This window comes from Serratia sp. BNK-33-b, assembly GCF_048684565.1.
GTDB classification, from domain to species: Bacteria; Pseudomonadota; Gammaproteobacteria; order Enterobacterales; family Enterobacteriaceae; genus Serratia; species Serratia marcescens.
Map to the genome: position 1 here is coordinate 3,992,515 of NZ_JBLQTZ010000001.1, position 15,761 is coordinate 4,008,275.

Sequence of the window (15,761 nt, forward strand, 5' to 3'; positions counted from 1 at the left end):
GATGTTCGGCAGAGAGATAAAGGCTCCGCGCCGATCGCCGCCAGCTTGTCGCCGCGCGTCATCATCCGTGCGGCGGCCTGCTGCGCCTCCAGCGCCGATGCCGGAAAAGGACGGCGCACTCAACACCAGTAGGCCATAAAGTTAACGGTAGCGCGGTCCAGATCGCGTTCACCGATCAGGTAACGCCGCAGCGTTTTCACCGTGGAAGACTCGGCCGCCACCCAGGCGTAGAAAACGTTGCTGCCGGCTGCCCGCTCCCACAACACCTCATCGCTCAGGCTGCTTTCCACCAGGGACTGCGCCTGCGCACAGGCCGACGCGGGGATATCCACCCGCTGGCGCACCGCTTCCACCAGCAACGTGCCGTGCGCCAACTGGCGGCCCACATCGCGCGGCAGCCAGTAAACCTCGGCGAACGGGAAACGGGTCAAATCCAGGCAATCCCCCGCCTGCGGCACTTCGAAGAACGCCTGCACGCGAGGCGGATTAGCCTGCTGCGCCAATTGCTCCAGAATGCCCATCGCCGCCGGCACGGCCGTTTCATCGGCGATCAACAGCGCCTGCTGCAACTGCGCCGGCGGCGCCCATTCGTAGCCGCCGCTGTCGCCGTCGAAGTCAGCGTTGGGGGCGACGGTCTGAATGGCATCACCCGGCTCGGCGTGAGTCGCCCAGGCGGAGGCCGGGCCGTTCACGCCATGCAGCACGAATTCGACGTCCATCTGATTCTGCTCACGGCGCAGCGCACGCAGCGTATAAGTGCGCATCACCGGGCGCCGCTCTTTGGGGATCGCCATGTAATCGCCGTACCAGTCCGGGCTATTGGCCAATTGCGGGATCTGGCCGTCCGCCGCCGGGAACAGCAGTTTGATGCGCTGATCCGGCGCTTCCAGCTTCATCCGATGAATATCCGCACCTTCAAACACGCAGCGCACCAGCGAAGGTGAAATCAGTATTTTGCTTTTCAAGGTGATATCAAAAATTCTGTAGCTGGCGGACATGTTCTCGATTCTCCGGCAACGGCTGTCGCTTGAACGTATGGCCGATCGGCTGCCGTGTTGACGGCGTGGGTTGCTCGATCGCGCAGCGGGCAAAATGTTAATAAAACTAATTAATTACGTTAATGTATCGCAAAAAATCATATCATGATTTTATTGATAACAAGAAACGTTATTGATAAAAGAATCATTCTCAAAAATAACGCAATAACAATATCACCTGGGAAATAAATAACGATGAAACGCAAACACCTTTGGGTTTTGAACCCTTGTCTGCTGGCAATGCTTGCGCCAGCGGCCTGGGCCGAAGATCAGAAAGCCGGCGCCGAAGAGCAGATGGTGGTCTCAGCCAGCCGTTCACACCGTAGCATGGCGGAAATGGCGCAGACCACCTGGGTGATCGAAAGTCAGGAGATCGAACAGCAGGTTCAGGGCGGCAAAGAGATCAAGGACATGTTGGCGCAGCTGATCCCCGGCATGGACGTCAGCGGCCAGGGCCGCACCAACTATGGCATGAATATGCGCGGCCGCTCGATGATGGTGATGATTGACGGCGTGCGCCTGAATTCATCGCGCAGCGACAGCCGCCAGTTGGATTCGATCGATCCGTTCAATATCGATCATATCGAGGTGATTTCCGGCGCGACCTCGCTGTACGGCGGCGGCAGCACCGGCGGCCTGATCAATATCGTCACCAAAAAAGGGCAACAGGAACAGCAGGTCGAGTTGCAGGTCGGCGGTAAAACCGGCTTTGGCGGCCATAACGATCACGACGAGAACGTGGCGGCGGCGGTCAGCGGCGGCAACGACAACGCCTCGGGGCGCCTGTCCGTTTCTTACCAGCGCTATGGCGGCTGGTATGACGGCAAAGGCAATGAGGTATTGATCGACAATACCCAAACCGGCCTGCAGTATTCCAATCGCCTCGATGTGATGGGCACCGGCACCCTCAACATCGACGATCATCAACAGCTGCAGCTGACCACCCAATACTACAAAAGCCAGTCCGACGGCGATCACGGCCTGTTTCTGGGGGAAAACTTCGCGGCGGTGACCGGCAACGCCAAGGCGTACAACAGCGGTAACTTAAACTCCGATCGCATCCCCGGCACCGAGCGCCACCTGATCAACCTGCAATATTCCAACACCGATTTCCTCGGCCAGGATCTGGTGGCGCAGGTCTACTATCGCGACGAAACGTTGACCTTCTACCCATTCCCAACGCTGGCGGGCAAAGCGCCGAACTATTACGTCAGCAGCATTGGCGCTTCGCAGCAAAAAACCGATTTTTACGGCGGCAAACTGACGTTAAACAGCAAACCTGTCGACGCGCTGACGCTGACTTACGGCATCGACGCCGAGCATGAGAGCTTCAACGCCAACCAGCAGTTCTTCGACCTGGCGAAGGCCCAACAGTCCGGCGGCATGACGCTGGAGAACGCTTACGGCACCGGCCGCTACCCGAGCTATACCACCAGCAACCTGGCGTCGTTCCTGCAGGCCAGTTACGACATCAATCCCATCTTCACCCTGAGCGGCGGCGTGCGTTACCAGTACACCGAAAACAAGATTGATGACTTCGTCGGTTATAACCAGCAGCAGGCGATCGCCACCGGCGCCGCGACGTCCGCCGACGCTATACCGGGAGGGAAAACCGACTACAACAACACGCTGTTCAATGCCGGCCTGTTGGCACATCTGACCGAGCGCCAGCAAACCTGGTTCAACTTCTCTCAGGGCTTCGAGATCCCGGATCCGGGCAAATATTACGGCAACGGCACCTACGCGTTGAACGGCAGCCATTATCAATTGCTGAAGAGCGTCAACGTCGGCGATTCCAAACTGGAAGGCATCAAGGTCAATGCCTACGAGCTGGGCTGGCGCTATACCGGCGATAACCTGCGCACGCAAATCGCCGCCTACTACTCGCTGTCCGACAAGAGCATCGCCATCAACAAAACCGACATGACCATCAACGTCAATGCGGACAAGCGGCGCATCTATGGGCTGGAAGGCGCGGTGGATTATTTCTTTGAAGACAGCGACTGGAGCGCCGGTACCAACTTCAACCTCATCCGTTCCGAAACCAAGGTCAACGGCGAATGGAAGAAGCTGGTGGTCGATACCGCCAGCCCATCGAAAGTCACCGCTTATGTCGGCTGGGCGCCGGGCGACTGGAATCTGCGCTTACAGTCGCAGCAAACCTTCGACGTGTCGGACGACGGCGATTACACCAAAGCCAACTCCACTCAGGGCCGCAAGATCGATGGCTACAACACCGTCGACTTCCTCGGCAGCTATACCCTGCCGGTAGGAAAAATCAGCTTCAGCGTGGAAAACCTGCTGGACAAGGAGTACACCACCGTTTGGGGCCAACGCGCGCCGATCCTGTACAGCCCGACCTACGGCTCGCCTGAGCTGTACAGCTATAAAGGCCGCGGACGCACCTTCGGCTTGAACTATTCGGTGTTATTCTGAGGATAAGGGGCCGGTCCGCCGGCCCCGTTGATTGGGCCGCACCGTTTTTCAGAGAACGGAAACGACGAAGCCCTGAGTTATCGCTAACTCAGGGCTTCTGAATAGTGGCGGAACGGACGGGGCTCGAACCCGCGACCCCCTGCGTGACAGGCAGGTATTCTAACCAACTGAACTACCGCTCCGCGCCATTCCCTCTTGCGGGGGAACGAGGCGCATATTACGGACGCCTCTCGGTTCCGTCAACGCCTTTTTCTCCGCAAATGAACCGTTTGCACAGTTTTTCAACGAAGATTCATCCGGTGAGGTTTTTTCACGCAAAAACGCCGTTATTCCGCCGGCGCCCCGCGCCACAGGCAGCTACCGCCCTTTTTTGCCACCAGATCCAGACGCGCCTCGTGCGCCTTTATTTCTTCGTCGCTGGCGTAGACCACTTTCATCGCCGTAGCCGGGCGGACGATACGCTGTATTTCTTGCGCGGCGTCATTTTGCTGGGTATCCCCCTCCATCTGGAACGCTATCGAGGTCTGACCGCCGGTCATCGCCAGATAGACTTCCGCCAGGATCTCGGCATCGAGCAATGCGCCGTGCAGCGTACGCTTGCTGTTATCTATCTCATAACGGCTGCACAAGGCATCGAGGTTGTTGCGCTTGCCCGGGAACAGGCGACGCGCCATCAACAGGCTGTCGGTGATGGTGCAGAAGGTCTCGGTCTTCGGGATGCCCTGCTGCAACATGCGGAATTCGTGATCCATAAAGCCGATATCGAACGCCGCGTTATGGATCACCAGTTCGCCGCCGCGGATAAAGTCGAGAAATTCCTCGGCAACCTGATCGAAGGTCGGCTTGTCGGCCAGGAAGTCGTCGCTGATGCCGTGTACGCCGTAGGCTTCCGGATCCACCAGCCTATCCGGCTTGATGTAAACGTGGAAGTTGCGCCCGGTCAGGCGGCGGTTAATCACCTCCACCGCACCGATTTCGATGATGCGGTGCCCTTCGTAGTGCACCCCAAGCTTGTTCATACCGGTGGTTTCGGTATCGAGGACAATCTGTCTGGTGGTTGTAGAGATCATATTGCAGTGCTCACAGCGCTCGTTTATGTCAGACTTGGCTTTTATAAAACTGATAGGAAGAGTCTACCAGAGATGCTCAAACAGGTAGAAATTTTCACCGACGGCTCCTGCCTTGGCAACCCCGGCCCCGGTGGCTACGGCGCGATACTACGCTATAAGCAGACGGAAAAAACCTTCAGCGAAGGATTTCGTCTGACCACCAATAACCGCATGGAAATGATGGCGGCGATCGTGGCGCTGGAAGCGCTGACCGTCCCCTGCGCCGTGACGCTCAGCACCGACAGCCAGTACGTGCGCCAGGGCATCACCAGCTGGATCCATAACTGGAAGAAACGCGGTTGGAAAACCGCCGACAAAAAACCGGTCAAAAATGTCGATCTGTGGCAGCGGCTGGATCAGGCCATTCAGCGCCACGAGGTGAAATGGGAATGGGTCAAGGGCCACGCCGGCCATCCGGAGAACGAACGTTGTGACGTGCTGGCGCGCGAGGCGGCCGGCAAACCGACGCAGGAAGACGTCGGTTACCAACCGGAAGCCTAAGGCAGCTTGCGATAGCTCTTGGTCGCGCCCACCGCGCGGCTGAGAGACGGCTTTCTCGCCCCCAGTTTCATCGGCGTAGGCGTCAGCGGCAAGGTGCGCTTACGCGCCACAATCACGCTCATGCAGCCCAGCGCCGGCAAATGGGTACATAAAAACTTGCCGCCCTTGCGGTGCCACGGCAGCACGTGAAAACGCGCCTGGTGCAACACCTCGTAATTCAGCAGGCTGAGCCAATCCAGCAGCCGCATCTGGGTAAACATGCGGCTGACATAGGGCTGGCGGCGACGCAACCCGGGCACCAGCTTGCCCAATCCCAGCAGGCTGAACGGATTGAAGCTGCTGACGACCAACCAGCCGTCGTCGATCAACACCCTGTCCACTTCACGCAGCATGCGGTGCGGATCGTCCGCATAGGACAGCGTATGCGCCAGCAGGCAGGCATCTACCGACTTGGCGGCGAACGGCAGTTGATAAGCATCGGCGACCACCTGCAGCCCTTCCCCCTCCAGCCCTACGTTAACCTGGTGGGAGATTGCGCATTTGTCCGTGGCCAGCCCGGCGCTGAGCATGCCCATCTTCAGCAGATGGAAACCGAACAGCTTGGGCCACCAGGGTTGCAACTGCCGCTCGAGCGCTTCACGATAGTACTCCCCCCACGGCAGCTCAGCCCAGGACTGCGGGCCGGTGAGCTTTTGTAGAGTATGGGCTGGTTTCATGATTTATTATCTTCTTTCAAGCCGTTGCCAACGAGAGGTACACCATGAATCTTATCAGCATTCCCGCCTTCCAGGACAATTACATTTGGTTATTGGATGACCGACAGGGGCGCTGCATTATCGTCGATCCGGGTGAAGCGCAGCCGGTACTTGAAGCGTTGCAGCGCCTGCAGCTGGCGCCGGCGGCGATCCTGCTGACCCACCATCATCACGATCACGTCGGCGGCGTGGCGCAGATCGTGGCGCAGTATCCCGGCCTGGCCGTCTATGGGCCGCAAGAAACCGCGGACAAAGGCGCCAACCACATCGTCCGCGACGGCGACACCTTTGACATCGATGGCCGCCACTACAAGACTATCGCCGTTCCCGGTCATACGTTGGGCCATATGGCATTCTATAGTGCCCCTTATCTGTTCTGCGGCGACACCATTTTCTCCGCCGGCTGCGGCAGGCTGTTTGAAGGCACCGCCAAACAAATGTACGACTCATTTCAACAACTCGCGCAACTTCCCGATAACACCTTAATTTGCTGCGCGCATGAATATACTCTTTCAAATCTTAAGTTTGCGCGGGCTATTTTGCCGGAAGATCGAGAGATTGAAACATATCAACAACATGTTGAAGCGTTAAGGGCAAAAGGCCAAGCCAGCGTGCCGACTACATTGCAATTAGAGCGCAAAATTAACCTATTTTTACGCTGCCATGACACTGATTTACAAAAGAAATTAGGCTTTAATTCACCACCCCAAAGCCTTCATTCAGTTTTTTCCGAATTACGCCTGCGGAAAGATAACTTCTAAGCTTTTAGTTGTGTTATTTGGCGAAGCAAAGTATTATTGCTCGTCTTTTAAGCAACTACATTGACACACACATGAAGGCTAAAGCGATATTTCTCGCCTCAGTCTTGCTAGTGGGTTGCCAGTCGTCCAGGCAGGACGCACCGGCGCCAGAACAGCATGCACAGAGTTTGTCTTCGGCTGGTCAAGATGGTGAAGCAGGAGAGTACACAGCAAATGGCCGAGCGAGCTCGGCGCGGTGGTTGGATAACAACAGTCCCGCCGCGCAACAGGACCTGTGGAACTTCATTAGCGACGAGCTGAAGATGGAGGTTCCGGAAAATTCCCGGATCCGTGATCAGAAAAGAAAGTACTTAAAAAGTAAGAGCTATCTCCACGATGTAACATTACGGGCAGAGCCGTACATGTACTGGATAGTCGGGCAGATTAAGAAACGTAATATGCCGATGGAACTGGTACTGCTACCCATAGTGGAGAGCGCTTTTGACCCACACGCCACGTCAAGTGCCAACGCCGCAGGGCTATGGCAAATCGTGCCGCAAACGGGTCGCAATTATGGTTTGAAAAACAATCAGTGGTATGACGGTCGACGCGATGTCGTCGCCTCAACAACCGCTGCGCTTAACATGATGCAGCGCTTGAACCGCATGTTTAACGGCGACTGGTTACTGACCGTAGCCGCCTATAACAGTGGTGAAGGCCGCGTGATGCAAGCGGTGAAGGCAAACAAACGCCAGGGTAAGCCAACCAATTTCTGGGCATTGTCGCTTCCGCGTGAAACGTCAATCTATGTCCCGAAAATGCTGGCGCTGAGCGACATCATCAAGAACAGCAAGAAGTACGGCGTGAAACTCCCGAAAACGGATGAAACCCGTGCGCTGGCGCGTATTGATGTCGGACAGCAGATCCAGCTGACTCAGGCGGCTGAGATGGCAGGGCTTTCAGTCACCAAGATGAAAGCGTATAACCCAGGCTACAAAAAAGGCGTTACGGCACCCAACGGGCCCCATTACATCATGGTTCCCAAAGGACATGCCGAGCAACTGAAAGACTCGCTGGCCGATGGCCAGATCGCCGTGACTCAGCCAACGACGCAGTTGGCGAAGAACAGCGGTTTGACCGGTGGCAGTTCGTATAAAGTGCGCTCCGGCGACACCTTATCGGGCATTGCCAAGCGGCTGAACGTTAAGACCAGCGATTTGCAGAGTTGGAACAACTTACGCGCCAAGAGCGCCATAAAAGTTGGGCAAACCCTGCAAGTGGCCAGCAATACTGGCAGTAACAGCAGTATCACCTACCAGGTCCGTAAAGGTGATTCGCTCGCCAGTATCGCACGTCGTCACGGCGTCGATATTAACGACGTGATGCGTTGGAATTCAACGCTCGCCAAAGGCAACCTGCAGCCAGGTCTGAAGCTGACCCTGTTTGTCGGCAACAAGCTAACGCCGGATACCTAAGTTTCCGGTACAAAAAAGCACCCTGCGGGGTGCTTTTTTATTACCTGCGATTCACCAGACGGGAGAGTCTTTTTCCGGGTGGAACTCCACCAACAACGGATTGTGATCCGACGCGCTGGTCACCAATACCGACGCCTCCACCACCCCCAGATTGCGGTAAAATACGAAATCCAGCGGACGGCCGAAGGCCTTGCGGCGATGATCGTCGGCGAAGCTCACTTCGCGCAGCGCCATCTCTCCGGCGAAGTCATACAGCGCATTGATGCGCTTGCGGCTCCAGGCGTTGAAGTCCCCGGCCATGATCACCGGCCCCCGGTGGCTGGCGATCTGCTCACCGATTGGCCCCAGTTGCTTGCTGTAGACGTCGACGCCCAGGCTAAAGTTCACCGCATGGATGTTCACCACCATCAACAGCTCGCCGTTGTACAGCGGATAAACGGTGATCAGGGCCGACTTGGACAGCCGCAGCAGCGGCTCTCGCTCGCGCAGCGGGCAACAGTAAACAGGATGAGCGGCCGCCAGCGTCATCACGCCGGAAGGGTGCTGCGGTAGCACAAAGGCCGGTACCTGATCGGCCGCCAGGTAGTTGGCGGTAGCGTAGCTCACCAGCTCCGGCGTGGTTTGCGCCTCTTGCAACAGCACCAGTTGCGCGTCTTTGCCATGGTTTTTCAGCACCGAAAGCCAGTCGGCTCGCTGCTGTTTGAAAATATTCCACACCATAACGCGCAAGGCGCCGGTCGTCGGCAGCGCCGCCCCTGGCGGCAACGGCTGGTTAACGGCGCCAGGAAAGATTCGCTCAACTGGCTGGCCTGCAACATACCGCATTGCATAAGTTCGTTTCGGCACGCGATTCGCCTATTACCCAGTAACATGAAAACTGGCGATGAAGACTCGCCAACGATGAATTGATTATACGCCTACCCCGCATAGAGGGCATGGCTTTTGCGGGCATCACCTTTTCAGTTATAGGGGCCACCTGCAGCGATTTCAATCTTCTGACGGTATAGCTGTGTAAAGGTGGGGGATAATAGGTGAAAAATGCGAAAAGGCCCGCAAAACGCGGGCCAGGCAGTAATAGTTGCCTATCAAGCTGTTTGCCGCTGAGACTTTTTATCCAGACGGCCACTGAGGCTAACCAGCAACAATGCAACCACCACGATCAGCGCGCCAATCCAGGGGGTCTGCGCCAGCCCCAGCGAGGCAACGGTCTGGCCGCCAATCACCGAACCAAGCGCAATGCCGATGTTGAACGCCGCGATGTTGAGACCGGACGCCACATCCACCGCATTTGGCGTGTATTGCGCGGCTTTTTGTACCACATAGACCTGCAGCCCCGGCACGTTGCCGAAAGCGAACACGCCCATCGCAATCACCGTCAGCAAAGCGGCGATACTGTGGCTGGCGGTAAACTGAAACACCAGTAACAAAACGGCCAACGCGGCAAAGATAAAGCTCAACGCACGCACCGCCCCATGGCGATCGGCCAGCTTGCCCCCCCAGATGTTACCCACCGCCACCGCGACGCCATAAGCCAACAGTATCCAGCTCACGGTCGGAGCAGAGAAGCCCGCCAGTTCCTGCATCATCGGCGCAAGGAAGGTAAAGGTCGTGAAGACCCCGCCGTATCCCAATGCGGTAATTGCGTAAATCAGCAGCAGACGAGGATGGGTCAGTACTTTCATTTGTTCCCGCACGCCGGCGCTGCCCTGGTTCTTGATATTGTTCGGCACCAGAATAATGCTGGCCACTGTAGCGACCGCGCCAATCAGAGAAACGGCCAGGAAGGTTTCACGCCAGCCAAACTGCTGGCCGATGAATGTCCCTAACGGTACGCCGGTCACCAGCGCCACCGTCAGGCCACCAAACATGATGGCAATGGCGGAAGCCGCCTTCTCTTTCGCCACCAGGCTCGTCGCGATAGTGGAGCCGATAGAGAAGAACACGCCGTGCGCCAGGCCGGTCAACAACCGGGCAATCACCAGCGATTCATAGCTGGGTGATTGCCAGGCCAGCAGGTTGCCGAGAGTGAACAGCGCCATCAGGCCAACCAGCAGCAGCTTGCGCGGTATACGGCTGGTCAGGGCCGTCAGCACCGGCGCGCCAATGGCCACGCCGAGGGCATAGATAGTCACCAGCAATCCAGCGGACGGTACGGTCACCCCAAGCTGTTCCGCGATAGTCGGGATCAACCCGACAATCACGAACTCGGTCGTGCCGATAGCAAAAGCGCTGATGGTTAAGGCAAGTAATGCGAGTGGCATTTTTACTCCGAAATAGCATTCAAGTTGATGACGGCTATTATCGGCCTATGCTTAAATGATAAAAATGCTCAAAATTTCAAATTAACTTTGCTATCGGAGCAAAAATGAAAGCAAACTCAGACGAGCTGATCACCTTTGTCACCGTAGTGGAAAGCGGCAGCTTCAGCCGGGCGGCCGAACGCCTGGAACAAGCGAACTCCGTAGTCAGCCGAACGGTGAAAAAACTGGAAAGCAAACTGGGCGTGACGTTACTCAACCGCACCACGCGCCAAATCAGCCTGACTCAGGAAGGAGAGAATTACTTTCGCCAGGTGCAGAAGGTACTGAACGACATGGCCGCGGCGGAAAATGCGCTGATGGAAAGCCGCCAGCGTCCGCAAGGCCTGCTGCGCGTCGACGCGGCAACGCCGGTGGTGCTGCACATGCTGACGCCTTTAGTGGCGGAGTTCCGCGAACGTTATCCTGAAATGTCGCTATCGCTGGTGTCTTCAGAAAACTTTATCAATTTGATCGAGCGAAAAGTGGATATCGCAATCCGCGTAGGCGAACTGACCGATTCCACGCTGAAAGCACGCAAACTGATGACCAGCTATCGGCATGTGCTTGCCTCTCCCGCCTATCTGGCTCAACACGGCACGCCACTAACGGTAGAAGATCTTGCACATCACTGCTGCATCGGCTTCAACGACCTGCCCAGCCTGAACCGCTGGCCACTGGCTTGTTCAGATGGCAGCCAGTTGGAAATCACCCCAGGCTTGACGACCAATAGCGGAGAAACCCAGCGCCATCTCTGTCTGCATGGCAACGGTATCGCCTGCCTGTCGGACTTTATGAGCGACGAAGATATCAAACGTGGAGATTTGGTTCCGATTCTGGTGGAAGCGACACTGCCGGTCGCCATGCCGATCAACGCGGTTTATTACAGCGACAGCGCCGTCAGCAACCGTCTGCGCAGCTTTATTGATTTTGTGAGTGAATACCTGAAACGATAAAAAAGGCGCCCCGATGGGCGCCTTATGCTGACTACTGCGAGGAATGATTAATCCCAGTTTGGCGCCAGACCTTCCGGGCTAACCAGACGGCCGTTGCACTCCAGTGCGGCAATCTGCGCCATATCTTCGTCGGTCAGCGTCAGTTGCTGCGCCAACAGGTTGCTCGCCAGGTTTTCACGCTTGGTCGAGGAAGGAATAACTGCATAGCCCAGCTTCAATGCCCAAGCCAGGACAACCTGTGCTGGAGTTGCATTGTGACGAGCGGCGATGCTTTTGATCGTTTCATCCTGCAGCGCTTTGCCGTAGGCCAACGTCATGTAAGAGGTGATGGCGATGCCGTGCTGCTGCGCGAATTCTACCACCTTGCGGTTCTGCAAGAACGGTGACAGCTCGATTTGGTTGGTGGCGATTTCATCGGCGCCAATCGCGTCAATCGCTTGCTGCATCAAATCGATGGTGAAGTTAGATACGCCAATTTGGCGAGTCAGTCCCAGCTTTTTCGCTTCCAGCAGCTCAGCCATAAATTCGGCAACCGGCACTTCGTCATTGGGTGACGGCCAGTGGATCAGCGTCAGATCAACGTAGGACGTTTGCAGTTTTTTCAGGCTTTCTTGCAGGCTTGGGATCAGCGCGCCTTTCGCCAGGTTCGCGATCCAAATCTTGGTGGTGATGAACAGGTCTTCACGTTTCACGCCGCTGGCAGCGATAGCCTGGCCAACAGCCGCTTCGTTTTCATAGATCTGCGCGGTATCGATAGTGCGATAGCCCAGCTCGAGTGCGGTGCTGACAGAATCGATAACAACCTGATCCTGAAGGCGGAAAGTACCTAAACCAAATGCAGGGATGCTCATAATGTTTTCTCTCATTAACAGGTAGATGTGGTATGAGGAAGATTATGGCAACTTTTTTATTGATCAAAAACGCCTGGTTCGGCATAAGACTTTTGATCTAACGGCAACAATATGGGGGGTAAGGCGGTAAGGAAGGATAATTCCGGCCTGAAAAGCGTAAAATGCAGATATGAAAAAGCCCTGAGTCGAGACTCAGGGCTTATCAATTAAGTGGCGGAACGGACGGGGCTCGAACCCGCGACCCCCTGCGTGACAGGCAGGTATTCTAACCAACTGAACTACCGCTCCACCGATTCTTTTACGTTGCATCTTTCGATGCCGGCAATATCGCGTTCTGCGATTTGCGCATTACCAGTCGTCACACTGATAACGTTTATTTGATGCCTGGCAGTGTCCTACTCTCGCATGGGGAGACCCCACACTACCATCGGCGCTACGGCGTTTCACTTCTGAGTTCGGCATGGGGTCAGGTGGGACCACCGCGCTATTGCCGCCAGGCAAATTCTGTTTCATTCCAACCGCTTCACTTTCGTGTCGCCATCAGAACCAATCTCGGAACTTCGCTGAAAATCTCTCTAAAACACCTTCGGTGTTGTAAGGTTAAGCCTCACGGATCATTAGTACTGGTTAGCTCAATGCATCGCTGCACTTACACACCCAGCCTATCAACGTCTTAGTCTTAAACGTTCCTTCAGGGGCCTTGAAGGCCCAGGGAAGACTCATCTTGAGGCAAGTTTCGCGCTTAGATGCTTTCAGCGCTTATCTTTTCCGCACTTAGCTACCGGGCAATGCCATTGGCATGACAACCCGAACACCAGTGGTGCGTTCACTCCGGTCCTCTCGTACTAGGAGCAACCCCTCTCAATCTTCCAACGCCCACGGCAGATAGGGACCGAACTGTCTCACGACGTTCTAAACCCAGCTCGCGTACCACTTTAAATGGCGAACAGCCATACCCTTGGGACCTACTTCAGCCCCAGGATGTGATGAGCCGACATCGAGGTGCCAAACACCGCCGTCGATATGAACTCTTGGGCGGTATCAGCCTGTTATCCCCGGAGTACCTTTTATCCGTTGAGCGATGGCCCTTCCATTCAGAACCACCGGATCACTAAGACCTACTTTCGTACCTGCTCGAGCCGTCACTCTCGCAGTCAAGCTAGCTTATGCCTTTGCACTAACCTCACGATGTCCGACCGTGATTAGCTAACCTTCGTGCTCCTCCGTTACTCTTTGGGAGGAGACCGCCCCAGTCAAACTACCCACCAGACACTGTCCTCACCCCAGATTATGGGGCCGAGTTAGAACATCAAACATTAAAGGGTGGTATTTCAAGGATGGCTCCACGCAGACTGGCGTCCACGCTTCAAAGCCTCCCACCTATCCTACACATCAAGGCTCAATGTTCAGTGTCAAGCTATAGTAAAGGTTCACGGGGTCTTTCCGTCTTGCCGCGGGTACACTGCATCTTCACAGCGAGTTCAATTTCACTGAGTCTCGGGTGGAGACAGCCTGGCCATCATTACGCCATTCGTGCAGGTCGGAACTTACCCGACAAGGAATTTCGCTACCTTAGGACCGTTATAGTTACGGCCGCCGTTTACTGGGGCTTCGATCAAGAGCTTCGCCTTGCGGCTGACCCCATCAATTAACCTTCCAGCACCGGGCAGGCGTCACACCGTATACGTCCACTTTCGTGTTTGCACAGTGCTGTGTTTTTATTAAACAGTTGCAGCCAGCTGGTATCTTCGACTGGCTTCAGCTCCATCCGCGAGGGACTTCACCTACATGCCAGCGTGCCTTCTCCCGAAGTTACGGCACCATTTTGCCTAGTTCCTTCACCCGAGTTCTCTCAAGCGCCTTGGTATTCTCTACCTGACCACCTGTGTCGGTTTGGGGTACGATTTAATGTTACCTGATGCTTAGAGGATTTTCCTGGAAGCAGGGCATCAACTACTTCTGCACCGTAGTGCATCGTCATCACGCCTCAGGGTTGATATGCAACCGGATTTACCAGGTCACACCCCCTACACGCTTAAACCGGGACAACCGTCGCCCGGCTAGCCTAGCCTTCTCCGTCCCCCCTTCGCAGTAACACCAAGTACAGGAATATTAACCTGTTTCCCATCGACTACGCTTTTCAGCCTCGCCTTAGGGGTCGACTCACCCTGCCCCGATTAACGTTGGACAGGAACCCTTGGTCTTCCGGCGAGCGGGCTTTTCACCCGCTTTATCGTTACTTATGTCAGCATTCGCACTTCTGATACCTCCAGCAACCCTCACAGGCCACCTTCAACGGCTTACAGAACGCTCCCCTACCCAACAACGCCTAAGCGTCGCTGCCGCAGCTTCGGTGCATGGTTTAGCCCCGTTACATCTTCCGCGCAGGCCGACTCGACCAGTGAGCTATTACGCTTTCTTTAAATGATGGCTGCTTCTAAGCCAACATCCTGGCTGTCTATGCCTTCCCACATCGTTTCCCACTTAACCATGACTTTGGGACCTTAGCTGGCGGTCTGGGTTGTTTCCCTCTTCACGACGGACGTTAGCACCCGCCGTGTGTCTCCCGTGATAACATTCTTCGGTATTCGGAGTTTGCATCGGTTTGGTAAGCCGGGATGGCCCCCTAGCCGAAACAGTGCTCTACCCCCGAAGATGAGTTCACGAGGCGCTACCTAAATAGCTTTCGGGGAGAACCAGCTATCTCCCGGTTTGATTGGCCTTTCACCCCCAGCCACAAGTCATCCGCTAATTTTTCAACATTAGTCGGTTCGGTCCTCCAGTTAGTGTTACCCAACCTTCAACCTGCCCATGGCTAGATCACCGGGTTTCGGGTCTATACCTTGCAACTAATCGCCCAGTTAAGACTCGGTTTCCCTACGGCTCCCCTATACGGTTAACCTTGCTACAAAATATAAGTCGCTGACCCATTATACAAAAGGTACGCAGTCACACCACGAAGGTGCTCCCACTGCTTGTACGTACACGGTTTCAGGTTCTATTTCACTCCCCTCGCCGGGGTTCTTTTCGCCTTTCCCTCACGGTACTGGTTCACTATCGGTCAGTCAGGAGTATTTAGCCTTGGAGGATGGTCCCCCCATATTCAGACAGGATGTCACGTGTCCCGCCCTACTCATCGAACTCACGACCTGTGCATTTTAGTGTACGGGGCTATCACCCTTTGCTGCGCGACTTTCCAGACGCTTCCACTAACACACAAGCCGATTCAGGTTCTGGGCTCCTCCCCGTTCGCTCGCCGCTACTGGGGGAATCTCGGTTGATTTCTTTTCCTCGGGGTACTTAGATGTTTCAGTTCCCCCGGTTCGCCTCATGCCACTATGTATTCATGACATGATAGTGTGTCGAAACACACTGGGTTTCCCCATTCGGGTATCGCCGGTTATAACGGTTCATATCACCTTACCGACGCTTTTCGCAGATTAGCACGCCCTTCATCGCCTCTGACTGCCTAGGCATCCACCGTGTACGCTTAGTCACTTAACCTCACAACCCGAAGATGTTTCCATCGTTCGCGCTGCAAACATTTGAGAGACTCTATGACAGGTTACTCTTCATCCCAATACGTCTACGTAGGGATAAATTT

The 15,761-nt window shown here is 55.6% G+C and carries 11 protein-coding genes, 2 tRNA genes and 2 rRNA genes; 5 read left to right on the top strand and 10 right to left on the bottom strand.

The features are described 5' to 3' along the window. Window positions 1-119: 119 nt before the first annotated feature. Window positions 120-998 carry a siderophore-interacting protein gene (locus ACMGGK_RS19340; protein ID WP_049299729.1) on the bottom strand — a complete coding sequence of 293 codons (879 nt, stop codon included), beginning with the start codon at window positions 996-998 and terminating at the stop codon, window positions 120-122. 234 nt (window positions 999-1,232) lie between these two features. Here ACMGGK_RS19340 and ACMGGK_RS19345 point away from each other — a divergent pair, with 234 nt between their 5' ends. After that, window positions 1,233-3,473, top strand: a complete 2,241-nt coding sequence (locus tag ACMGGK_RS19345; RefSeq protein ID WP_420277136.1) for a TonB-dependent siderophore receptor — start codon at window positions 1,233-1,235, stop codon at window positions 3,471-3,473. Between the two features lie 105 nt (window positions 3,474-3,578). On the opposite strand, the gene ACMGGK_RS19350 is transcribed toward ACMGGK_RS19345, so the two are convergent. Both ACMGGK_RS19350 and dnaQ read right to left on the bottom strand, forming a co-directional pair. After that, a tRNA-Asp gene (locus ACMGGK_RS19350) sits at window positions 3,579-3,655 on the bottom strand. A 144-nt stretch (window positions 3,656-3,799) separates the two neighbouring features. After that, window positions 3,800-4,543, bottom strand: coding sequence for a DNA polymerase III subunit epsilon (gene dnaQ / locus ACMGGK_RS19355; protein WP_143778594.1), 744 nt, complete (start codon window positions 4,541-4,543; stop codon window positions 3,800-3,802). Window positions 4,544-4,615: 72 nt separating this feature from the next. Here dnaQ and rnhA point away from each other — a divergent pair, with 72 nt between their 5' ends. Then, window positions 4,616-5,083: a ribonuclease HI gene (rnhA, locus tag ACMGGK_RS19360; protein WP_004930193.1), complete on the top strand. Its 468-nt coding sequence runs from the start codon at window positions 4,616-4,618 to the stop codon at window positions 5,081-5,083. On the opposite strand, the gene ACMGGK_RS19365 is transcribed toward rnhA, so the two are convergent. Beyond that, window positions 5,080-5,799, bottom strand: a complete 720-nt coding sequence (locus ACMGGK_RS19365) for a class I SAM-dependent methyltransferase (protein WP_420277137.1) — start codon at window positions 5,797-5,799, stop codon at window positions 5,080-5,082. The genes rnhA and ACMGGK_RS19365 overlap by 4 nt on opposite strands. Window positions 5,800-5,843: 44 nt before the next feature. On the opposite strand from ACMGGK_RS19365, the gene gloB reads away from it, so the two are divergent. Together gloB and mltD are read left to right on the top strand one after the other, a co-directional pair. Further along, window positions 5,844-6,599, top strand: a complete 756-nt coding sequence (gloB, locus tag ACMGGK_RS19370; protein WP_420277138.1) for a hydroxyacylglutathione hydrolase — start codon at window positions 5,844-5,846, stop codon at window positions 6,597-6,599. A 71-nt stretch (window positions 6,600-6,670) separates the two neighbouring features. Next, complete coding sequence (gene mltD / locus ACMGGK_RS19375) at window positions 6,671-8,053, top strand: murein transglycosylase D (protein WP_004930188.1); 1,383 nt, start codon at window positions 6,671-6,673, stop codon at window positions 8,051-8,053. A gap of 51 nt (window positions 8,054-8,104) precedes the next feature. On the opposite strand, the gene ACMGGK_RS19380 is transcribed toward mltD, so the two are convergent. Together ACMGGK_RS19380 and ACMGGK_RS19385 are read right to left on the bottom strand one after the other, a co-directional pair. Further along, entirely contained in the window at window positions 8,105-8,899 is a 795-nt protein-coding gene (locus tag ACMGGK_RS19380; RefSeq protein WP_028127832.1) for an endonuclease/exonuclease/phosphatase family protein, read from the bottom strand. 239 nt (window positions 8,900-9,138) lie between these two features. Further along, window positions 9,139-10,314 carry an MFS transporter gene (locus ACMGGK_RS19385; RefSeq protein ID WP_016929008.1) on the bottom strand — a complete coding sequence of 392 codons (1,176 nt, stop codon included), beginning with the start codon at window positions 10,312-10,314 and terminating at the stop codon, window positions 9,139-9,141. A 104-nt stretch (window positions 10,315-10,418) separates the two neighbouring features. Here ACMGGK_RS19385 and yafC point away from each other — a divergent pair, with 104 nt between their 5' ends. Then, a complete protein-coding gene (gene yafC / locus ACMGGK_RS19390; protein ID WP_004930183.1) occupies window positions 10,419-11,306 on the top strand; it encodes a DNA-binding transcriptional regulator YafC in 888 nt (295 codons plus the stop codon). A gap of 47 nt (window positions 11,307-11,353) precedes the next feature. On the opposite strand, the gene dkgB is transcribed toward yafC, so the two are convergent. From dkgB to ACMGGK_RS19410, 4 genes are all read right to left on the bottom strand, one after another. Further along, the gene (gene dkgB, locus ACMGGK_RS19395) at window positions 11,354-12,157 is read right to left on the bottom strand and encodes a 2,5-didehydrogluconate reductase DkgB (protein ID WP_016929009.1); all 804 of its coding nucleotides are present in this window, start codon (window positions 12,155-12,157) and stop codon (window positions 11,354-11,356) included. A gap of 211 nt (window positions 12,158-12,368) precedes the next feature. After that, a tRNA-Asp gene (locus ACMGGK_RS19400) sits at window positions 12,369-12,445 on the bottom strand. Between the two features lie 94 nt (window positions 12,446-12,539). Continuing rightward, window positions 12,540-12,655, bottom strand: a 5S ribosomal RNA gene (gene rrf / locus ACMGGK_RS19405). A gap of 98 nt (window positions 12,656-12,753) precedes the next feature. After that, window positions 12,754-15,661: ribosomal RNA gene (locus tag ACMGGK_RS19410) — 23S ribosomal RNA — on the bottom strand. Window positions 15,662-15,761: the final 100 nt, after the last annotated feature.

Excerpts from the sequence above, each read along its gene's own strand:
- ACMGGK_RS19340 (WP_049299729.1), bottom strand. The coding sequence starts at position 998 with ATGTCCGCCAGCTACAGAATTTTTGATATCACCTTGAAAAGCAAAATA.
- ACMGGK_RS19385 (WP_016929008.1), bottom strand. The coding sequence starts at position 10,314 with ATGCCACTCGCATTACTTGCCTTAACCATCAGCGCTTTTGCTATCGGC.
- mltD (WP_004930188.1), top strand. The coding sequence starts at position 6,671 with ATGAAGGCTAAAGCGATATTTCTCGCCTCAGTCTTGCTAGTGGGTTGC.
- dkgB (WP_016929009.1), bottom strand. The coding sequence starts at position 12,157 with ATGAGCATCCCTGCATTTGGTTTAGGTACTTTCCGCCTTCAGGATCAG.
- dnaQ (WP_143778594.1), bottom strand. The coding sequence starts at position 4,543 with ATGATCTCTACAACCACCAGACAGATTGTCCTCGATACCGAAACCACC.
- ACMGGK_RS19345 (WP_420277136.1), top strand. The coding sequence starts at position 1,233 with ATGAAACGCAAACACCTTTGGGTTTTGAACCCTTGTCTGCTGGCAATG.
- rnhA (WP_004930193.1), top strand. The coding sequence starts at position 4,616 with ATGCTCAAACAGGTAGAAATTTTCACCGACGGCTCCTGCCTTGGCAAC.
- ACMGGK_RS19365 (WP_420277137.1), bottom strand. The coding sequence starts at position 5,799 with ATGAAACCAGCCCATACTCTACAAAAGCTCACCGGCCCGCAGTCCTGG.
- gloB (WP_420277138.1), top strand. The coding sequence starts at position 5,844 with ATGAATCTTATCAGCATTCCCGCCTTCCAGGACAATTACATTTGGTTA.
- yafC (WP_004930183.1), top strand. The coding sequence starts at position 10,419 with ATGAAAGCAAACTCAGACGAGCTGATCACCTTTGTCACCGTAGTGGAA.